17 protein-coding genes and 1 pseudogene are annotated in these 19,050 nt (G+C 33.9%); 4 read left to right on the forward strand and 14 right to left on the reverse strand.

Annotated elements, in window-relative coordinates:
* Positions 1-23: 23 nt before the first annotated feature.
* The 12 genes and pseudogenes from ACZ2G0_RS01835 to ACZ2G0_RS01890 all read right to left on the reverse strand — a co-directional run bounded on the left by ACZ2G0_RS01835 (position 24) and on the right by ACZ2G0_RS01890 (position 12,127).
* Positions 24-224 carry a hypothetical protein gene (locus ACZ2G0_RS01835; RefSeq protein WP_470308748.1) on the reverse strand — a complete coding sequence of 67 codons (201 nt, stop codon included), beginning with the start codon at positions 222-224 and terminating at the stop codon, positions 24-26.
* 339 nt (positions 225-563) lie between these two features.
* Positions 564-1,259: a GLPGLI family protein gene (locus ACZ2G0_RS01840; protein WP_470308749.1), complete on the reverse strand. Its 696-nt coding sequence runs from the start codon at positions 1,257-1,259 to the stop codon at positions 564-566.
* Between the two features lie 90 nt (positions 1,260-1,349).
* Entirely contained in the window at positions 1,350-2,081 is a 732-nt protein-coding gene (locus tag ACZ2G0_RS01845) for a GLPGLI family protein (RefSeq protein WP_470308750.1), read from the reverse strand.
* Positions 2,082-2,244: 163 nt separating this feature from the next.
* A pseudogene (locus tag ACZ2G0_RS01850) lies at positions 2,245-2,424 on the reverse strand (hypothetical protein); the annotation flags it as partial.
* A gap of 568 nt (positions 2,425-2,992) precedes the next feature.
* Positions 2,993-3,757: a hypothetical protein gene (locus ACZ2G0_RS01855; protein ID WP_470308751.1), complete on the reverse strand. Its 765-nt coding sequence runs from the start codon at positions 3,755-3,757 to the stop codon at positions 2,993-2,995.
* A 635-nt stretch (positions 3,758-4,392) separates the two neighbouring features.
* A complete protein-coding gene (locus ACZ2G0_RS01860) occupies positions 4,393-4,947 on the reverse strand; it encodes a GLPGLI family protein (RefSeq protein WP_470308752.1) in 555 nt (184 codons plus the stop codon).
* Positions 4,948-5,110: 163 nt separating this feature from the next.
* Positions 5,111-7,348, reverse strand: coding sequence for a TonB-dependent receptor (locus ACZ2G0_RS01865; RefSeq protein WP_470308753.1), 2,238 nt, complete (start codon positions 7,346-7,348; stop codon positions 5,111-5,113).
* A 242-nt stretch (positions 7,349-7,590) separates the two neighbouring features.
* On the reverse strand, positions 7,591-7,995 hold the full coding sequence (gene arfB / locus ACZ2G0_RS01870) for an alternative ribosome rescue aminoacyl-tRNA hydrolase ArfB (RefSeq protein ID WP_300288677.1): 405 nt from the start codon (positions 7,993-7,995) through the stop codon (positions 7,591-7,593).
* Between the two features lie 23 nt (positions 7,996-8,018).
* Positions 8,019-10,133 carry a DUF4301 family protein gene (locus ACZ2G0_RS01875; RefSeq protein WP_470308754.1) on the reverse strand — a complete coding sequence of 705 codons (2,115 nt, stop codon included), beginning with the start codon at positions 10,131-10,133 and terminating at the stop codon, positions 8,019-8,021.
* Positions 10,094-10,717, reverse strand: a complete 624-nt coding sequence (gene pnuC, locus ACZ2G0_RS01880) for a nicotinamide riboside transporter PnuC (RefSeq protein WP_470308755.1) — start codon at positions 10,715-10,717, stop codon at positions 10,094-10,096. Before pnuC ends, ACZ2G0_RS01875 begins: the two co-directional genes overlap by 40 nt.
* Positions 10,718-10,732: 15 nt before the next feature.
* A complete protein-coding gene (locus ACZ2G0_RS01885; protein WP_470308756.1) occupies positions 10,733-11,458 on the reverse strand; it encodes a phosphoglycerol geranylgeranyltransferase in 726 nt (241 codons plus the stop codon).
* Positions 11,459-11,494: 36 nt separating this feature from the next.
* Positions 11,495-12,127, reverse strand: coding sequence for a 4'-phosphopantetheinyl transferase family protein (locus tag ACZ2G0_RS01890; protein ID WP_470308757.1), 633 nt, complete (start codon positions 12,125-12,127; stop codon positions 11,495-11,497).
* 260 nt (positions 12,128-12,387) lie between these two features.
* Between ACZ2G0_RS01890 and ahcY the strand changes: the two genes are divergently transcribed.
* Both ahcY and ACZ2G0_RS01900 read left to right on the forward strand, forming a co-directional pair.
* Positions 12,388-13,704 carry an adenosylhomocysteinase gene (gene ahcY, locus ACZ2G0_RS01895; protein WP_470308758.1) on the forward strand — a complete coding sequence of 439 codons (1,317 nt, stop codon included), beginning with the start codon at positions 12,388-12,390 and terminating at the stop codon, positions 13,702-13,704.
* 261 nt (positions 13,705-13,965) lie between these two features.
* Positions 13,966-14,562: a hypothetical protein gene (locus ACZ2G0_RS01900; RefSeq protein WP_470308759.1), complete on the forward strand. Its 597-nt coding sequence runs from the start codon at positions 13,966-13,968 to the stop codon at positions 14,560-14,562.
* A gap of 108 nt (positions 14,563-14,670) precedes the next feature.
* Here the strand turns inward: ACZ2G0_RS01900 and rpmA are convergent, their stop codons facing one another.
* Both rpmA and rplU read right to left on the reverse strand, forming a co-directional pair.
* Complete coding sequence (gene rpmA / locus ACZ2G0_RS01905; protein ID WP_026709571.1) at positions 14,671-14,937, reverse strand: 50S ribosomal protein L27; 267 nt, start codon at positions 14,935-14,937, stop codon at positions 14,671-14,673.
* Between the two features lie 24 nt (positions 14,938-14,961).
* Positions 14,962-15,387: a 50S ribosomal protein L21 gene (gene rplU / locus ACZ2G0_RS01910; protein WP_470308760.1), complete on the reverse strand. Its 426-nt coding sequence runs from the start codon at positions 15,385-15,387 to the stop codon at positions 14,962-14,964.
* Positions 15,388-15,650: 263 nt separating this feature from the next.
* Here rplU and ACZ2G0_RS01915 point away from each other — a divergent pair, with 263 nt between their 5' ends.
* Both ACZ2G0_RS01915 and ACZ2G0_RS01920 read left to right on the forward strand, forming a co-directional pair.
* Positions 15,651-16,976, forward strand: coding sequence for a M16 family metallopeptidase (locus tag ACZ2G0_RS01915; protein ID WP_470308761.1), 1,326 nt, complete (start codon positions 15,651-15,653; stop codon positions 16,974-16,976).
* 12 nt (positions 16,977-16,988) lie between these two features.
* Positions 16,989-19,037 carry a M16 family metallopeptidase gene (locus tag ACZ2G0_RS01920; RefSeq protein WP_470308762.1) on the forward strand — a complete coding sequence of 683 codons (2,049 nt, stop codon included), beginning with the start codon at positions 16,989-16,991 and terminating at the stop codon, positions 19,035-19,037.
* Positions 19,038-19,050: the final 13 nt, after the last annotated feature.

The following is a 19,050-nucleotide window of genomic DNA, read 5'->3' on the forward strand; positions in this document are numbered from 1 at the left end:
CCGTGAAAAAACGGGTTATTAAACTAATTTAAGCCTTTACAATCCTTGTAAGCAGCAAAAGCTTCAGCTCCAGCTTCTTCTTCTAGCCCTAGAGCAACAAATTCCTCATAAGTTTCGTGGTATACATCTGAACAATTATCTTCAACAAGAACTTGTTGATTTTCTGCCATAGCAACTCCACTAAATGCTACCACTGCTAGAGCGGTAAATACTAATTTTTTCATTTTTAACTTGGTTTAAATTTATAATTATTTTCTGGTTAACCAAGACAAATATGAAAAAAAAAAAAAAAACTAATTCTTACAAATATTTTTATAAAATTAACTAAATTTTAACAGGTAAATACTATTATTAAAAGCACAAAGCGCTAATTAACAGTATTTAAACAAATCTTAAACTGTAAGATGTGTTATTAAAAGGTTTCGCAATCACATTAGCCGATTCCAATGGTTTATTTGTATCGTCAGAAACCACACCAGTGATAGTACGAGATTGCGAGAAGGAGACTGTGGTGAAAAGAAGAAGTAATAAGATTTTAAACATGTATTTTATTGAAATCGATTTTAATTGCTATTTTTCTCTTCAATCAACCTATTCAACTCTTCATTTTCAATAAATTTATAGTTCTTCAAACTTTCAATTTTGTTTGTAGTAGGACTTAATTCAATTTTTTTTACACCAAACACCCCATTTTTAGTTTGTAATTCTAAAATCAGTCCCGGTAAACCGCCAGTACTTAATGGTCCGTACGGAAAGGGAATTGCGGGACAATACCAAGCCACAATTGGATGTCTAAACGTTTTTTCCTTGGTCACTACCACATTTTCAGAAGTAGCTTTGAAACACTTATATTCTCCTATAAGTTTGGATTCATTTATTAGAGTCCAATTTTTATTCAATTCATTTTTCACAATGAATTCACCTATATCTCGAGATGAAAATTCGCTAAAAACACTATCATTGGTAATCATTGAATTTCCATTAAATCTAATTTTAACGTCCCCCATTGCTGCAGCATTAGCATCAGAATACATTTTGTTTACTTTTACAAAGAGTGCTTTTTCACTATTGAATTTTAGGGTAAATTCAAATTCCTTTATAATCGAGTAGTAATTAGCATTCATAGATAACATCAGCTTGTCTATTTGGCTGTCCTTGTCTTCAGAAACGGTAACTCCATAAGTTACAACGCCTCCTTTTACTTGTCCGTAAGAAAATAGACAGCTTGAAAACAAAACTAGGATAAAGTATTTTTTCATTTTATTTATTTTTTAAAAACAACAATTTTTTTATAGTGTTCATGAATACCTGATTTCATTTTTAACTTAAAAAACTGGATTTACTATTTTTCAATTGGTCTCTTTCTCTTTTTCCCTCTTATTTGATAATATTACAGCACCCATACTCGACTCAAGCATTTTTTCATATGCTTCTCTAGATACTGTTTTTCCTTTAGGTACGTTTATTTTTAGTGCCGTGTCTGAGAATTCTATTTTTGATGCCACGCAGGTTTTTTGACTTTCTGTTAACTCTAAAATCAAACCCGGCAAACCGTAATAACTTTTTGGACCAAAGCTATAAGGCAAACTAGGTGCAAACCAACAGACTACTTCCTTAGTTTTAGATTCACCATATCTGTTTACAAATGGTATTGTTAGCGTTGCTTTGTAACACAAATAGACTCCAATCATTTTAGAATCCGTTCCTATTTGCCAATCTTGCCTGTCTAATTTTTCTTCGATCAAGGTTCCGTCATTCATCGTAATAATTTGCCTACTCGTTTCAAAATCAGTATGCGTTTCATTAGATGCTTGTAAAGCTCTAGCGACTGCGCTTAACTTTTTATCCTTTTCTGACTCAAAATTTAATTTGGTGTTTTGGATGAAGTGTGATTGCTGCTTATTAAAAGTCAACTGAAATTCCACTTGATTAGCTGCACTTAAAATGTTTGTTGCAAAATCTTTGGACTCTTGCGACTTAAGGCCGTCTAGATCCATTGCATAATTGAAATTATAGGTAACACTGCCAGATGTTTGCGCCAAGGCTACTGTGGTAAATAATAGTAAAAAAAGATACTTCATAGGTCTATATGGATAATTAATTCTGTTTTCGAAAAGATAAATTAAACTTTAAAAAATAAAAATATAGAATTTTTCTGATAAAGCAAGCGAAAACAAAAAAATTACCTACAAAAAAACCTGAAAGCCGAAACTTTCAGGTTGTACTACAAGTCAATTTTATTCCTTAAAATTTCAATGTCATTCCCACTAAAAAGTTGATTCCTGCTTGAGGATAATAACCCGCTCCTTCGATGGTTGTCACTGCTGGCGGGTTAGAATAATCATCATCGAACGTATAAAAATATCCATTAGAGATGTATTTGTAATCAAAGATATTATTAACTAAAGCCGAGAAAATAATTGTGACTGTTTATTTCTATTAAAGCAATTTTCTCCATCATAATATTAAAATTTGCAAAAGAAACTCACGGTGACAGTTAATAATTTTGAATAAAACTCGACTTTATTTATTGAATCGAAGATTATCTGTTTTACAATTTACAATTAATATTATCATGTCATTTACTATTTGATTTTCAGAATTCTTTGTGTGTGACATAAATCGAACCACTTGAATTTTGTATCTAATGGTGCTTACACCGTTTACAAAAAACATTACAATGCAATAAGAAATAACTTAAAAAGTAATATTGTATTTATTTTCCTCATAACTTAAGATAGTAATCAACCACAGCTAGCGTGAGTCTTGGTTGATTCAAGCGATCAAGATAATTGTCTTTTTCTAAAAAATGAAAAATATATCATTGGTCCAATAATTGGCAAATATAATTGCAAGAATATTAAATTATTTTTTTGCCTACTACTTAAATTTTTGTCCTTTTTGATGTTAATTATTGTAAAGATAATACCTACAATAATTAATACTATGAATAAAGATATTCCTATTGTTTCGTAATTCATTTGATATTAATTTAATTAGTAGCTGAAATATAGACACAGGCAGCTGTTGTTGAACCCCAACAACTCAACCAACCTGCAACTGGAAAGTCACAAACCCATGATGAAAAACCATCAGCGTCTATTGCATCAGCAACACATTTATAACATTCAGAAAAAGAAACATCACCATTTTTGTTTGCATCACATAAATGTCTCTTTGCAAATATATTTTTTATATTGGGGTTTCTAAATTTCTTATATTTGTTCGACAACTTTTCAGACAAACCTTCACTTTTCCAAGATTTAATTTTGTTTTTTTCTACAACAATAGACGAATGCATATAATTATCAAAATTCAAGTCAACCATTTCAATTTGACCAGTCAAAGTCTTTGAATTAAACTTAGCTAAATTAATAAAATTTAGCGCATAAGTATCTCCATTAGGAAGGTATGATGTATTTTTTAAATCAACTACTTCTAATTTTCCAACTATTTTATTACCATCCTTTACTGGAATACTTAAAACTGTAATTTTTTGATTTTCAATTGAAATTTCTGCCGATTTAATTTCGCCGTAAATAATCGTGCCAAATTTTGCAATATCTTCTTTGTGATTTAAATAAGTTTTAGAACCAAGAAATTTCGTTGCTAAAGGGTCTTGGTTTTTTTCGACTTGGTTTTCATTATTTGTACAAGCAACAAATATTAATGCATTTAACGCAATAAGTAGAATTGCGAAAATTGAAATTTTATTTTTTTTTTGACATTTTGATAGTTTTTGTGAATGTTTTTTCATTCAATTATTTTTTCTTTTAAAATTGCAAATAGGTTATTATTACAAATATTACACTTTAAGTACATATCTTAACATTTAACCATTAGGTTATGTGTATAATTCGGTAATATTTTTTTTCTCTTACCTATACCTCTGTCGTATCAAGTGTTATAACAAATCTCGGACGTAAAATACTAATTTTTCCATTTTTACTTGGTTTAAATTTATAATTATTTTCTGGTTAACCAAGACAAATATGAAAAAAAAAAAAACTAATTTCTACAAATATTATTACAAATTTAACTAAATTTTAACATGTTAATACTTTCATTGAAAACACAAAACCCTGATTGACAATATTTAGATAAAATTAAAAATGTAAGATGTACTGTTAAAAGTTTTAGCAATCCCATTAGCCGATTCTAATGGTTTATTTGTAACGTCAGAAACCACACCAGTGATAGTACTAGATTGCGAGAAGGTAAGAGTGGTGAAAAGAAAGAAAATAAAGAAACTCTTAATCATTAATGCTTAATTTGAAAGTACTTTTTTAGAATATTGTTCTTCACTTATTATTTTTCCTTTCGGAAAGTCAATCTTTATTATCTCATCGCTAAAGTCTACTACTGTAGCAAGATAGGTAGTTCTATTTTCTGTTAGGTCCAAAATAAGCCCGGTAAACCGTAATAACTTTTTGGACCAAAACTGTATGGCAAACTAGGTGCAAACCAACAGACTACTTCCTTAGTTTTAGCTTCACCATATCTGTTTACAAATGGTATTGTTAGCGTTGCTTTGTAACACAAATAGACTCCAATCATTTTAGAATCCGTTCCTATTTGCCAATCTTGCTTGTCTAATTTTTCTTCTATCAAGGTTCTGTCACTCATCGTTATAATTTGCCTACTGGTTTCAAAATCAGTATGCGTTTCATTAGATGCTTGTAAAGCTCTAGCAACTGCGCTTAACTTTTTATCCTTTTCTGACTCAAAATTTAATTTGGTGTTTTGGATGAAGTGTGATTGCTGCTTATTAAAAGTCAACTGAAATTCCAGTTGATTAGCTGCACTTAAAATGTTTGTTGTAAAATCTTTGGATTCTTGCGACTTAAGGCCGTCTAGATCCATTTCGTAATTGAAATTATAGGTAACACCACCTGATGTTTGCGCCAAGGCTACTGTGGTAAATAATAGTAAAAAAAGGTACTTCATCGGTCTATATGGATAATTGATTCAGTTTTCGAAAAGATAAATTAAACTTTAAAAAATAAAAAGATAGAGTTTTTCTGATAAAGCAAGCGAAAACAAAAAAATTACCTACAAAAAAACCTGAAAGCCGAAACTTTCAGGTTGTACTACAAGTCAATTTTATTCCTTAAAATTTCAATGTCATTCCCACTAAAAAGTTAATTCCTGCTTGAGGATAATAACCCGCTCCTTCAATGGTTGTAACTGCTGGCGGGTTAGAATAATCATCATCGAACGTATAAAAATATCCATTAGAGATGTATTTGTAATCAAAGATATTATTAACCAAAGCCGAGAAAATAACCGACTTAAAAATTCCTTTTGGCTTTAACTCATACGACGCATTCAAATCATTTACGAAATACGATCTTAGCTTAGAGCTTGGAGCATCAATATTTCCCATGAATTGATCGCCCACAAATTTAGACAAAAACGTTAATTGCAAATTCTGAATAGGAAGTACTGTAAGCGCATTTCCTGCAATAAAATCAGGAGAGTAAGCAATATTTGTGTTTCCTAAAGCTGTTAACACACCATCACGTTTAAAAAAGAAATCTTTATTTTTATTGGTACTAATCGTTACATTCGGACGCAAAAAAACCTTATCCGACAAAGCAATTGTAGCATCAAGCTCAAGTCCTAAACGGTAACTGTCTCCGCTATTTTCTCTCACTGGCGCACCAACATCATCTAATGCTCCGGTAAGAATCAGTTGGTCTTTATAAGCCATGTAATAAACGTTGGCGTTCAGTTTTACTTTTGCAGTAGCGTGACGCAATCCCAACTCAAAATCATTTAATTTCTCTGGTCGCGGACTTCCGTTTTCGTAATCCGTTCTATTCGGTTCACGATTCGCTCTTGCGTAAGAGAAATACAAAGCATTGTTTACATCAATTTCAAAATTCAAACCTGCTTTTGGATTAAAGAAATTAAAGTTATCGTTAACCAATCCTGTTTCTGCGCCATTCGCTTTGTAATGCACCGAACGTATTTGTAAATCACCAAAAACGCTTAGTTTATCTAAGATTTGGTAATTGGCTTTAGCAAAAAGATTTCCATCAGTTTTTGTCGCAATATCATCATAATAACGATCACCCGGCTCGAATGGTAAAGCGTAACGAGACCACAGTATTTTTCCATAATGAGTTCCTTCGTACTTATTATAGCCTCCACCAAGGATTAAATCAAGCTTTTCAGTTTTATAATTAGCTGAGAACGTGGTTCCGTAGAAATCGTTATCTAACCATTTTTGACGTACTAAATCTACTTTTTTACGTGTCGTTCCATCAACGACTATCGGTGCAAATCCATACTCAACAATTTTCGCATCTTCCTTAAAATTTTCATAGAAACCACTTCCTTTGGTATAATGAAAAGCAAGATTTGTATTCCAGTTATTAGAAAGTTTTTCATTCCAATGCAATTGGTAATTATCTTGTTGGTAATTGTCGGTTTCGTTGTCATAAAAACGAGTGTTACCCAATTCATCGGTATAAATACCTGATACATTGAATGTTCTATCATTTTTTAGCTTGTCCAGATCTTCAAGACCATTCCACGACTGATAGGTTTTTTCTTTTCCACCAAAAGCTAATGCTTTAATCAAGGTCGTTTTTCCAACATAAGTTCCTTGCAAGAAATACGATTTTAAATCAGAAGTCGCACGGTCAATATATCCATCTGAGTTTAAAGCCGAAACTCTCCCTGCTAATTCAAAATGATCATTCAATAATCCCGTACTGAATTTTACCGTGTGTTTACGCGTATTGAAACTACCAAAAGAGTTCGAAATTTCGCCATTGGCAACCTTCGCATAACTATCTGTAAGCATGTTTAGGCTTGCGCCAAAGGCACCCGAACCGTTGGTAGACGTTCCCACACCACGCTGCAATTGTAAACTCTCTAGCGAAGAGGCAAAGTCAGGCATGTTGACCCAAAAAGTACCATGACTTTCAGAATCGTTGTACGGAATTCCGTTTATCGTAACATTCACGCGGGTTGCATCGCTACCACGTACACGAATACCCGTATAACCTACACCATTACCCGCATCCGAAGTAGTCACTACAGAGGGTAAATAATTCATTAAAATAGGAATGTCTTGCCCCAAGTTGCGGGGAGCGATTTCTTTTTTACTGAGGTTACTAAATGGAACTGGTGTTTTGGTAGTCACACGTACCGCTGATACTAGCACCTCATCTAATTTATTAACAGTGGTTGTGTCTTTTACTTGCGCAAAAGAAACCGTACTGCATACAATAGCGAAAAGAGAAAGTGAAACTGTTTTAAGTGCAGAACATTTTTGAATTGATGCAGCTTTACAACTTTGAAATTGTGCACCTTTGAAACTAATAACTGTTTTCATCCGTAAAAAATTCACGAATAAAAGGGGGAATTATTCTTTTTGTTATATTGATATATGATTGTTTCCTATGACTAATAGCAGTGTTTACTACCTATTCTTGTCATTTTTTCCCTTAGCAACATTACTTGCTCAGGTTCGTTGGGTATAATCTCAGCTCGTTATTTAGAGCACCCCTTTGAGACGGTGCAAATGTAAATCTAAAAAGACTAAAAATCAAAATAGAAATTGCACTTTTTTTCGACCTATTCTAAATTGGGTTTCTTCCTGTTTTGTTTCACTTGAGAGACGCTCTTTTTATCTTTAATTCGTTTCCTAATAACTCCCTTGGGCACTTTAGTTGCCTTTCGTTCTTTAGGAACTTCTAATCCTTTTTTTATAATTTGCAAAAATCGCTTGGTAACCAACTCTTTATTTTTTAATTGGCTACGGTCTTCATCGCAATTTAAATTAAGAATTAAATCAGTTGTAAGTCGGCTTTGAATATTTTGTTCTAAAAGTACCTTTTCTTCTTCTGATAAGACCTGCGAATTTTTCAAATCAAAGGACAAAACCACCTTTGAAGACACTTTGTTCACATTTTGACCACCGGCACCACTGCTCCGTACGGCTTTATAGTTTAGTTCTGACACTAGTTTATTCCATTCCATGAAGTCCAATTTAATCTTTTATGCTACAATTGATGTGCCGATTTGAGTAAATCATTCACCGTTTTTACCGGATTAAAAGTCACCAAAGGCACTTCAACAAAAACAGTTAACCAATCAGCCATTGCACCATTCCACAAACCTGGTAACTCATACGATTTGATATTATTTCCTAAAAAACTTTTATGGACAATAAAACCTGCTTCAGGATCAACATATTTAGTAAGATCATAACGTTCTTGCTTATAATTTAAAGTGGAACACACTAAATCTACTGGATTAAAGTGGGTAGCACTTGCTAAAATTTTAACTTGTTTTTTGCTCTCTAAATCAACTTGCGACGACTCTACAATTTGCAAAGAAGTCACGTCATTATCCCCTTTTATCCAAAATGGTCCTCCACCCGGTTCACCCTCATTTTTCACCATTCCGCATACTCTGATCGGACGATTTAAAGCTTTTTTGAGCACTTTAATTTTATTCTCAAAGGTGTACATTTCAAAATCATTGCTTTGAATAGTTACATTAAGGTCTGAGCTCAAAAACTCTTTGATTTCTGAAATCATCGTTTCTGTTACCTCATCAGCATCAATCGCACGCAAGTAAGCAAATACCTTTTGTTGTAATTCTAGTAAAATACCAGCAAGAGCCTTTTTATACAATGCTATTATTTCCTTTTTATGGATGATAATATTATCGATGTTTTTGATAAAAATTATATCAGCATCCAATTGGTTTAAATTTTCGATTAAAGCACCGTGTCCACCGGGACGAAATAATAATTTCCCACTACCGTCTCTTACGGGATTGTTGTTCTCGTCAACTGCAATGGTATCTGTACTTGGTTTTTGATACGAATATTCAACCTCAATTTTAGTATGCAACTTTGCTTCAACCTCTGGCTTTACTTTATTTACGATCTCTTGAAATTGTTCACGATGCGTGTCTGAAACCGTAAAATGCAAGGTCGATTTGTTTTTTGTAGCCGCATAATGGCCGCATTCATAAAGCTGCTCTTCTATAGGAGAGGCTACTGTGGTTTGATAGGCATGAAAAGGAAGTACACCTTTGGGCTTATTAGCAAAATCAAAGTACTCTTTATCTAATATTAGTTTTATGAAGTAATAATTTTTATAATCTCTAGATAATTCATCAAAGTCTTGATAAATCTCTCTCAGCTTTTTGTCGACTTCATCAAAAAATGGCAACTTATCCATTCCTACTATAAAAATAGCAAGGTCCGTATCTCTCGTTCTATTAATATAGGCATTGATAGACTCAGAGCAAGGATCAAATTGATTTAAAAATGAATTTAAAAACTTGAACATTCTACTTGCTGCACCCGAAGCCGGAACAAACTTAAGTAGCTTCAACGATGCTTTATTGGCGTCAAAAAAGTTAGCTTTTTGTTGAAATTCAGATTCCGACAATTTCAAAAGACCATTATCTACCGTGGCAGGAGCTGTTAACCTAATTTTAGGAACACCGCTTTTAAAAATAGCTAACTGCTTTTGCACTTCATTTAAAGCTATTCCATGCTCGTATATTTGTACAAAGTCAATAGCACTAAAACCCATGTCTTTGGCAATGACCAAGTTGTCAATGATAGCGACCGCTAATTTTAACCGACTTGTTTGATCACCAGACAAGGTTATAAAAGGTTTTTTATTTTTGATCAAACTAGCTTTAAAAACCTCAAAAACCGACTTGCGATTGTCAGGACTATCGCGTAAATCATCTTTTTCCCAGGGAACATCGATATCCGTTAAGAAAAACAAATCGTACTGGTGTTTTTTTGCAGCTTTATCCAACAAGGGATCACAATAATTGTAATACACCTCTGAAAACACCTTCGTTACCATTAGATTCGTGTCACAAAAAAGGAATTTGTTGGCCCTTTTTAGTTTTTCATTTTCTAATTTTGTTTGTCCGTAAGCAATGGGCATCATATCATTAACATCGCAAATGCCTTGGCTGTTATCCCATTTTTGCTGCAGGTAATCCCGAGCAAATTCAGGAACCCATTCTGTTTTATAATAATCAGCTAGTTGTATTGACAGCGTTGTTTTACCAGTACTTTCTGGACCAAACATGGCTATTTTTATGATGTCAGCTTTGTGCTGTTTAAGATTTTCTTCCATTCTAAATAAGCTGATATTGCTAATATTGTAAATATTAAATATTGTAAAGACAAAATTCCTAATCCTCGATACGCATATAAAGGCGTCACTATCAAATCACCGATAATCCATAGTGTCCAGTTTTCTATTTTTTTGAGTGCCATATACCACATTCCTGTGAAAAATATTCCTGAAGCAACCATGTCAATGTAATTATCGTTATGAATTTCATAATCGAATAATTTATAGATCCCGTAAACAACAAAAATAGTTACAATAAACAATAAAATTCCTGTTATTTTCTCTTTTTTACTAGTTCTGCTTATAGGTAAATTATCTTCATTTTGCGTTTTTCTAGACCATTTGTACCATCCATAAATACTCATTACACTAAAATACGCATTAATAAGCATATCACCAACATAACCAGCTATAAACAACAGATAAACAGTTATAATTGTGGCAATTAAACCTGTAGGATATACCAAAATATTCTCCTTTTTAGCAAACCACACACTTAGAATACCGCAGATAAAGGCAATGAATTCTAAAATAATTTGAGTCATTGAAGCATTTTTATAGGCATCGACAAAAAATTCAATCATAATTTATAAGGTTTATTAATTTGCATTCTTTTCAAAAAAATGAATATCGTTTTCAAAAGCGGTTCCTATAACCACTAGATCAGCACCAGCTTCGTAAGCAGATTGTATTCCTTTTAAATCTGCAATTCCGCCTCCTACAATTAGTGGAATAGCAATGTTTTGGGCCACTAAATTAATCATTTGTAAAGGAACTGCGAGTTTTGCTCCACTACCCGCTTCGAGATAAATTAATTTGTTCCCTAACATTTCGCCTGCCTGCGCTGTCGCCACAGCATAATCAAAATTGTATCTTGGTAAAGGTTTTGTTTTACTTACTGCTTCTACTGCTGTTGCACTACCACTTTCAATTAGCATATACCCTGTTGAAATGACCTCTAATTTTGTCTTTTTGATTATTGGAGCTGCAGCTACTTGGTGTCCTATCAAAAAATCGGGATTGCGACCGGAGATTAATGATAAAAACAAAATAGCATCTGCTTGATCAGAAATCTGAGACGGGTTTCCCGGGAAAAGTATGAGTGGTAAGCCGCAACTTTCTTTAATTTTCACAATCAAAACCTCTAGAATATTTGTTGTCACTAAGCTCCCGCCAATAAAAATATGAGTTGCTGGAGATTGATTGATTTTTGAAACTAATTCATCAATTGTTTTTAAATCAATTTTATCAGGATCGAGCAAAATGGCTAGTAATTTTATATTCTCCCGTTTTGCTTTTAAAATGTCATTATAGATATGTGTCATAGGTAAAACCGTGAATTCGCAAATTGGTAGTTGGTATTAATGTTCAAAGGCATAAACAAGTCCAAAACCTTCAATTTCTTCGTGAAACAAATCAAACTCTTGCACAATGTTTTGAAAATGAAGTTCAGCCTGTATCTGTTCGTTTGATAAAAGAAATGGTTTCACCTTTATATGATCCTTAAAACTGATTCCTTTTTCGTTTCTAATTTTAAAAATAGCTTCTTTAGCACCCCAAATAACCGTTAGTTTTTTAATGTATTCTTCCTTGTTGTTTTGGTCCAAATACTGAAATTCTTCATCCACAAATTTATCAGCAATACGCATGATTTTGTCGCGCTGCAACTCCATGTCGATGCCCACGAGTTCGTTACTGATAACAATGGCCGAAAACTCATGAGAGTGTGTTATCGAAATATGATTTTCGCCTTTTATGTGTGGCTTTCCAAAAGCATCATAATGCAAATCGAGATCAGTATGACCAATTTCTTGAAACAACCGACGCACACTTAGAAAAGCGCGTTGGTGCAACTCTGATTTCATGTTACCCAACCGAATAAGGTTAGTTGGATTAACAACAACTGACTCAAATAACTCTTGATAGGATTCGGTAATCTTCCAAACTAGGATTTGAGTAGTAGTATTGAATTGTATTGTTTTGTATAACGGCATAGGTTGTATTCCTGTTTGTTTTTAGCCCCGATAGTAGCGGCATCCTTTATGTTCTTTCTTTAAGAACATAAAGATAAAGCGGATAGCGGGAAATAGCTCCTAAAAGCTAGTATTTAACTAACCATCAAAATATTAGACAATTAAACATTTCTTAAATGTTGTGATATGTGCTATAATTATAAAGTTATTACGTAAATTTGCAAAAAATTCATCTTAGCCAAATTTGGCAAACAGACGAACTAATTACAAATATACTATAAATGAGTACATCGACTATGCCTTATGTGGCTTTCAAAGTAAAAGACATTTCTCTAGCGGCTTGGGGAAGAAAAGAAATTGAACTAGCAGAAGCTGAAATGCCAGGTTTAATGGCACTTCGTGCTGAATATAAAGACGAACAACCACTAAAGGGAGCTCGTATTGCTGGATGTTTACACATGACAATCCAAACTGCTGTATTAATCGAAACATTGATCGCTCTTGGAGCTGAGGTAACTTGGTCATCATGTAATATTTTCTCAACTCAAGATCAAGCTGCTGCTGCAATTGCTGCTGCTGGAATCCAAGTATATGCTTGGAAAGGGTTGAACGAAGAAGATTTTGACTGGTGTATCGAGCAAACTTTATTCTTTGGTGAAGACAGACAACCATTGAACATGATCCTTGATGATGGTGGAGATTTAACAAATATGGTTATTGACCGCTACCCAGAATTAATTCCTGGAATCAAAGGTTTATCTGAAGAGACTACAACTGGAGTTCACAGACTATACGAAAGAATGAAAGCGGGAACATTACCAATGCCTGCAATCAACGTTAATGACTCGGTTACTAAATCGAAATTTGACAACAAATACGGTTGTAAAGAATCAGCAGTTGATGCGGTTCGTCGTGCAACTGACATCATGCTTGCTGGTAAAAGAGTAGTAGTATGTGGATACGGTGACGTAGGAAAAGGAACTGCTGCTTCGTTTAGAGGTGCTGGATCTATTGTTACAGTAACTGAAATTGACCCAATTTGTGCTTTACAAGCTGCAATGGACGGTTTTGAAGTTAAAAAATTAGACACTGTTGTTGGTAATGCTGATATTGTAATCACAACTACAGGAAATAAAGATATCGTTCTAGGTTCGCACTTTGAGCAAATGAAAGACAAAACTATCGTTTGTAACATCGGACACTTTGATAACGAAATCGCAGTTGCTTGGTTAAACACGAATCACGGAGCATCTAAAGTGGAGATCAAACCACAAGTTGACAAATATACTATCAACGGTAAAGATATTATCTTACTTGCCGAAGGTCGTTTAGTAAACCTTGGTTGTGCTACAGGTCACCCAAGTTTTGTAATGAGTAACTCATTTACAAACCAAACTTTGGCACAAATCGAATTGTGGAAAAACAGTGCATCGTACAATAACGAAGTTTACATGTTACCAAAACACTTAGATGAAAAAGTAGCTATGTTACACCTTGCTAAATTAGGTGTTGAATTAGAGACTTTACGTGACGATCAAGCGGCTTACATAGGCGTTGAAGTTGCAGGTCCATTCAAACCAGAGTACTACAGATACTAGGGAGTCATTGCGAGGAACGAAGCAATCTCACTATAATTTTCAAAACCCTTGCTGAAAAGTAAGGGTTTTTTGATTTTGGCCGTGTCCCTGTAGTTCCTTCGTCGTTCCTCCTCGCCGCTACGGGCCGTGCTATGCGTTGCAATCTTTACTGCAGTCCGTTTCGTAAAGGATTTTCACTACTATCACTCACGCGAGCGAAAAATTAGTCGAAAATAAATTTATTCACTATTTTTCGTACATTTAATACTATAAAATCGCACAATGAAAAAGCTGTTTCTTATTTATCTCCTTTTATTCTCTCTTGTAGGGATTGCTCAGGATAATGACCGAAACAGATACCAGCAGCTACTATTTGAACAGGGACAAAACCTAGTAAAAAATAAGAACTACCCGCTAGCTATCAAAAAATTCACTGCCACGCACAGCGTAATACCGACCTCTGAAATTGCACAAATTGCTACTCAAAAATCAGATTCATTAAAATCAGTACTCAGGAAAGACAAAATAAATGATTTAGTAGGAAGTTGGAAATGGATTTCTAAAGATCCAAGCTGGGCAATGCCAGAGGACAACCTAGTTGCAAAAATGATTACTATTACAACTACTGAAATTCTGTTTTACGAATTATATCGCAATGCAAAAAAATGGGATTTGGTAAAAACGGAAAAATTCATTTTTTCTGACAATCCAGAATCTTATTTTTTTACTGAACTTCAATACGCTAACAACGAAATTTGGGAATATACTATCAAAGATTCTGGTGAACTAACAGCATTTTATATTGCCGAAAAGGTAGAAAACTATTACACTCAATTAGTTTGTGGCAATCCTGTCTTTTACTATTACAAATTACAATAAATAAGATCCATTAAACTAGATAAACATAATAACATTATGTAGTCTTGATTAAAAACAAAAAAACCCAATCTTTTCAGATTGGGTTTTTTAATAAATTGAGAAAATCAATTATGCTTCAACTTCGAATGGAAGGATTGAAACGTATGATTTGTTATCTCTTTTCTTTTGGAACTTAACAACTCCATCTACTCTTGCGTGTAGCGTGTGATCTTTACTAATGTAAACATTTTCACCTGGATTGTGTTTTGAACCTCTTTGTCTTACGATGATGTTCCCAGCAATAGCAGCTTGTCCACCAAAAATCTTAACGCCTAGACGTTTTGATTCTGATTCTCTACCATTCTTCGAACTACCGACACCTTTCTTGTGAGCCATGACGTATTAGTTTAAATATTGTTATTATTCTTTAGTATCTTCTTTTTTCGCTTTTGGAGCTTTTTTTACTTTAGGAGCTGGTGCTTCTTCAGTACTTGCTTCAACTGCTGCTTTTTTAGTAGTTGCTTTTTTAGCACCTGCTGCAGTAATACCTTCAATTACAATTTGAGTAAGATATTGTCTGTGACCATTTCTCTTTTTGTATCCTTTTCTTCTTTTCTTTTTGAAAACGATAACTTTATCTCCTTTTAAGTGTTGTAACACTTTAGCTTCTACTGAAGCACCTTCTATAGCTGGGGCGCCTAAAGTAATGTTACCATTGTCGTCTAATAAAAGAACTTTGTCAAAAGAAACTTTTGAACCTTCTTCATTAGCTAAACGGTGAACATAAACCTTTAAGTCTTTGCTTACTTTAAATTGTTGCCCTGCTATCTCTACGATTGCATACATACCAAATTGATTTATTGATTTTTAAGGTTGCAAATATACAATTATAAATTTAGTATGCAATCAGTTCCTCCAAAAAAATCTACAAGAATTATTAAAGGTTGATTTTCAATGTTTTTTACCATTTGAAAATCACTTCAGACCAGCATCTAGCTGGCAACAACCTTAAACAAACCATATTACATTTCTGATAAAAAATATCTTTTTTTATGTAACAATAGTAGTAACATCACGACATATAGTCAAACACAAATTCACTAACCAATATGAAAAAATCAATAATGGCTTTAAGCGCCGCACTTTTAATCGGAGGAGCCGCATCTGCTCAAAAAGTAGTTTTTGAAGAGTACACCATGGACAACGGTTTGCATGTAGTACTTCAAAACGACCCTTCGGCACCTGTTGTAATTACTTCAGTAATGTATCACGTAGGTTCTAAAAATGAAAACCCAGAACGTACTGGTTTTGCTCACTTTTTTGAACACTTATTATTTGAAGGTACTGAAAATATTAAAAGAGGCGAGTGGTTTAAAATCGTAACCGGAAACGGAGGTACTAATAATGCGAATACTAGCGATGACCGTACTTACTATTATGAAGTATTCCCATCTAACAACCTGGAATTAGGATTATGGATGGAATCAGAGCGTATGTTACACCCTATCATTAATCAAATAGGTGTTGATACTCAAAACGAAGTGGTAAAGGAAGAAAAAAGACTGCGTTACGACAACTCTCCTTACGGACAAATCATACCAGAAGTAAAGAAAAACATCTTTAAAAACCATCCCTACCGTTGGACTACTATTGGATCTATGGATCATTTAGATGCAGCAACTTTAGAGGAATTCCAAGCGTTCAACAAAAAATTCTACATGCCTAACAACGCAGTTCTTGTTGTAGCTGGTGATTTTAAAACAGACGAAGCTAAACAATGGATTCAAAAATACTTTGGTAAAATCGAGAAAGGACCTGCTATTGAAAGACAAACTTTTGTAGAAGAGCCAATTACTCAAACGATCAAAGCAACATTTGAAGACCCAAACATCCAAATTCCGATGGTGGTGGCTGCTTACAGAACACCGTCAATGAAATCACGTGATGCAAGAGTATTGGACTTCATCTCTACTATACTAAGTGATGGTAAAAGTTCTCGATTATACAAAAACATCGTAGACGATAAAAAAATGGCTTTACAAATAGGTGCTATCAACAATAGTCAAGAAGATTACGGTATGTATATATTGTATGGCTTACCACAAGCTCCTTTTACATCAGAACAAATATTATCAGAAGTTGACGCTGAAATAGTAAAGTTACAAACGGAATTAATACCAGCTAAAGAGTTACAGAAGTTGCAAAACAAATACGAAAATCAATATGTAAACAGCAATGCTAGTATTGAAGGAATTGCTAGTAATCTAGCTACCTTTTACATGTTGTACAAAGACATCAACTTAATCAACACTGAGATTGATATCTACCGTAGTATTACACCTGAAGAAATTAGAACTGTTGCAAAAAAATACCTAAACCCTAACCAGAGATTAGTATTGGATTATTTGCCAAAAACAGAAAAAGCAACTAAATAACATCGAAAAATCATGAAAAAAACAATATATATATTATCCAGTCTATTTTTGACTCTCGTTATGCAAGGACAAGTAATTCCGCAGCCACAATCAACATCAGTCCCTTCTATTAAAATTGGTAAGTCTACTAATTTTGAATTGAAAAACGGACTGAAAGTAATGGTGGTGGAAAACCATAAATTACCACGAGTATCCTACAGCCTTAGCTTAGACAATATGCCATATGCTGAAGGAGACATCAAAGGTGTTGCTGATATCACAAGCCAACTTATTGGTAGTGGAACAGCGACAACATCTAAAAATGCTTTTAATGAAGAGGTTGACTTTTTAGGTGCTAATATCTATTTTAGTTCAAACGGAGCAGCTGCAAGTGGATTATCTAAATACTCAGATAAAATCTTAACCTTAATGGCTGACGGTGCTTTAAACACTGTTTTCACTCAAGCTGAATTTGACAAAATACAAACCAAACTTTTAGAAGGAATCAAATCACAAGAAAAAAGTGTTCCTGCTGTAGCTGGAAGAGTCGTTGACGCCTTAGCTTTTGGTAAAAACCACCCTTCTGGAGAATATTTAACTACGGAAAGTGTTTCTAAAGTGACCTTGCAAGACGCAATCAACAATTACAAAACCAACTTTGTACCAGGTAATGCTTACCTAGTTATTGTAGGTGATGTTAATACAAATGATGTAAAGAAATTAGTAACTAAACTTTTTGGCTCTTGGCAAAAAGCAACGGCTCCACAACCAACGTACCCTGACCCTAAAAATGTACAACAAACGCAAATTAACTTTGTTGATATGCCAAACGCAGTACAGTCAGAAATTGCTCTAGTGAACACCGTTAATTTAAAAATAACAGACAAACAATATTTTGCAACTATACTAGCAAACCAAATTCTTGGTGGTGGTGGTGAAGGACGTTTGTTTTTAAACTTACGTGAAAAACACGGTTGGACATACGGATCGTATTCAGATATCGGATTTGGAAAATACGTGCAAAAATTCAGCTCTACTGCTTCAGTTAGAAATGCAGTAACAGACAGCTCAGTTGTTGAGATATTGAATGAATTGAAAAGAATGCGAAACGATTTTGTTTCAGCAGATGACTTAAAAAATGCAAAAGCGAAATACATTGGAAACTTTGTAATGCAAGTTCAAAAACCAACTACAATCGCTCGTTATGCTTTAAATACACAAACGCAAAACTTACCATCTGACTTCTACGAAAACTACATTAAAAACATTAATGCAGTAACCGTACAAGATATCAAAGACGTGGCAAATCGTTTTTTCCTAGCTGATAATACTCGTATTGTTATTGCTGGTAAAGGATCAGAAGTAGCGGCAAGTTTAGAAAAATTAAAAATACCGATGTACTACTTTGATAAGTACGGAAATCCAGTAGAAAAACCAGTTTTCAAAAAAGAAGTTCCTGCTGGAGTAACTGCTAAAACAGTTCTAGACAATTACATCACTGTAATTGGAGGATTAAAAGCAGTACAAGCTGTTAAAACCATTGCTATGGTAGGACAAACAGTAATTCCTCAAGCACCAGCCCCTTTAACATATACATCAAAAGCGGATGCCAAAGGAAAAGTATTTGTTGAGTTAGCGATGGGACCAAATAGCATGATGAAACAGGTTATTAACGAAACAAGCGGGTACATTGTTCAACAAGGACAACGTATGGATATTACCGGAGAGCCATTAGCTGAAATGAAAAAAAGTGCCGTTTTATTCGAAGAGACAGCCTTAGCAAGCAAAGCTGGAGTTACTCTTGAAGGAATCGAGACATTCAATGGTAAAGAAGCTTACGTAATTAAAAACGGTACTACTAAGCTGTATTATGATGTAACAACTGGTTTAAAACTTGCTGATGCCAAAACAATGGATCAAGGAGGACGATCAATTACACAAACCAATAGCTACGGTGACTATAGAGCTGTTAAAGGTGTTAAAGTACCTTATAACATTATTCAGAATGTAGGTATCGAGTTAGATATCAAAATCTCTGAAGTAAAAATCAACGAAGGAGTTACAGACGCAGACTTTAAATAGTCTACGATCTAAG

Source organism: Flavobacterium sp. KKT103 (assembly GCF_055640565.1).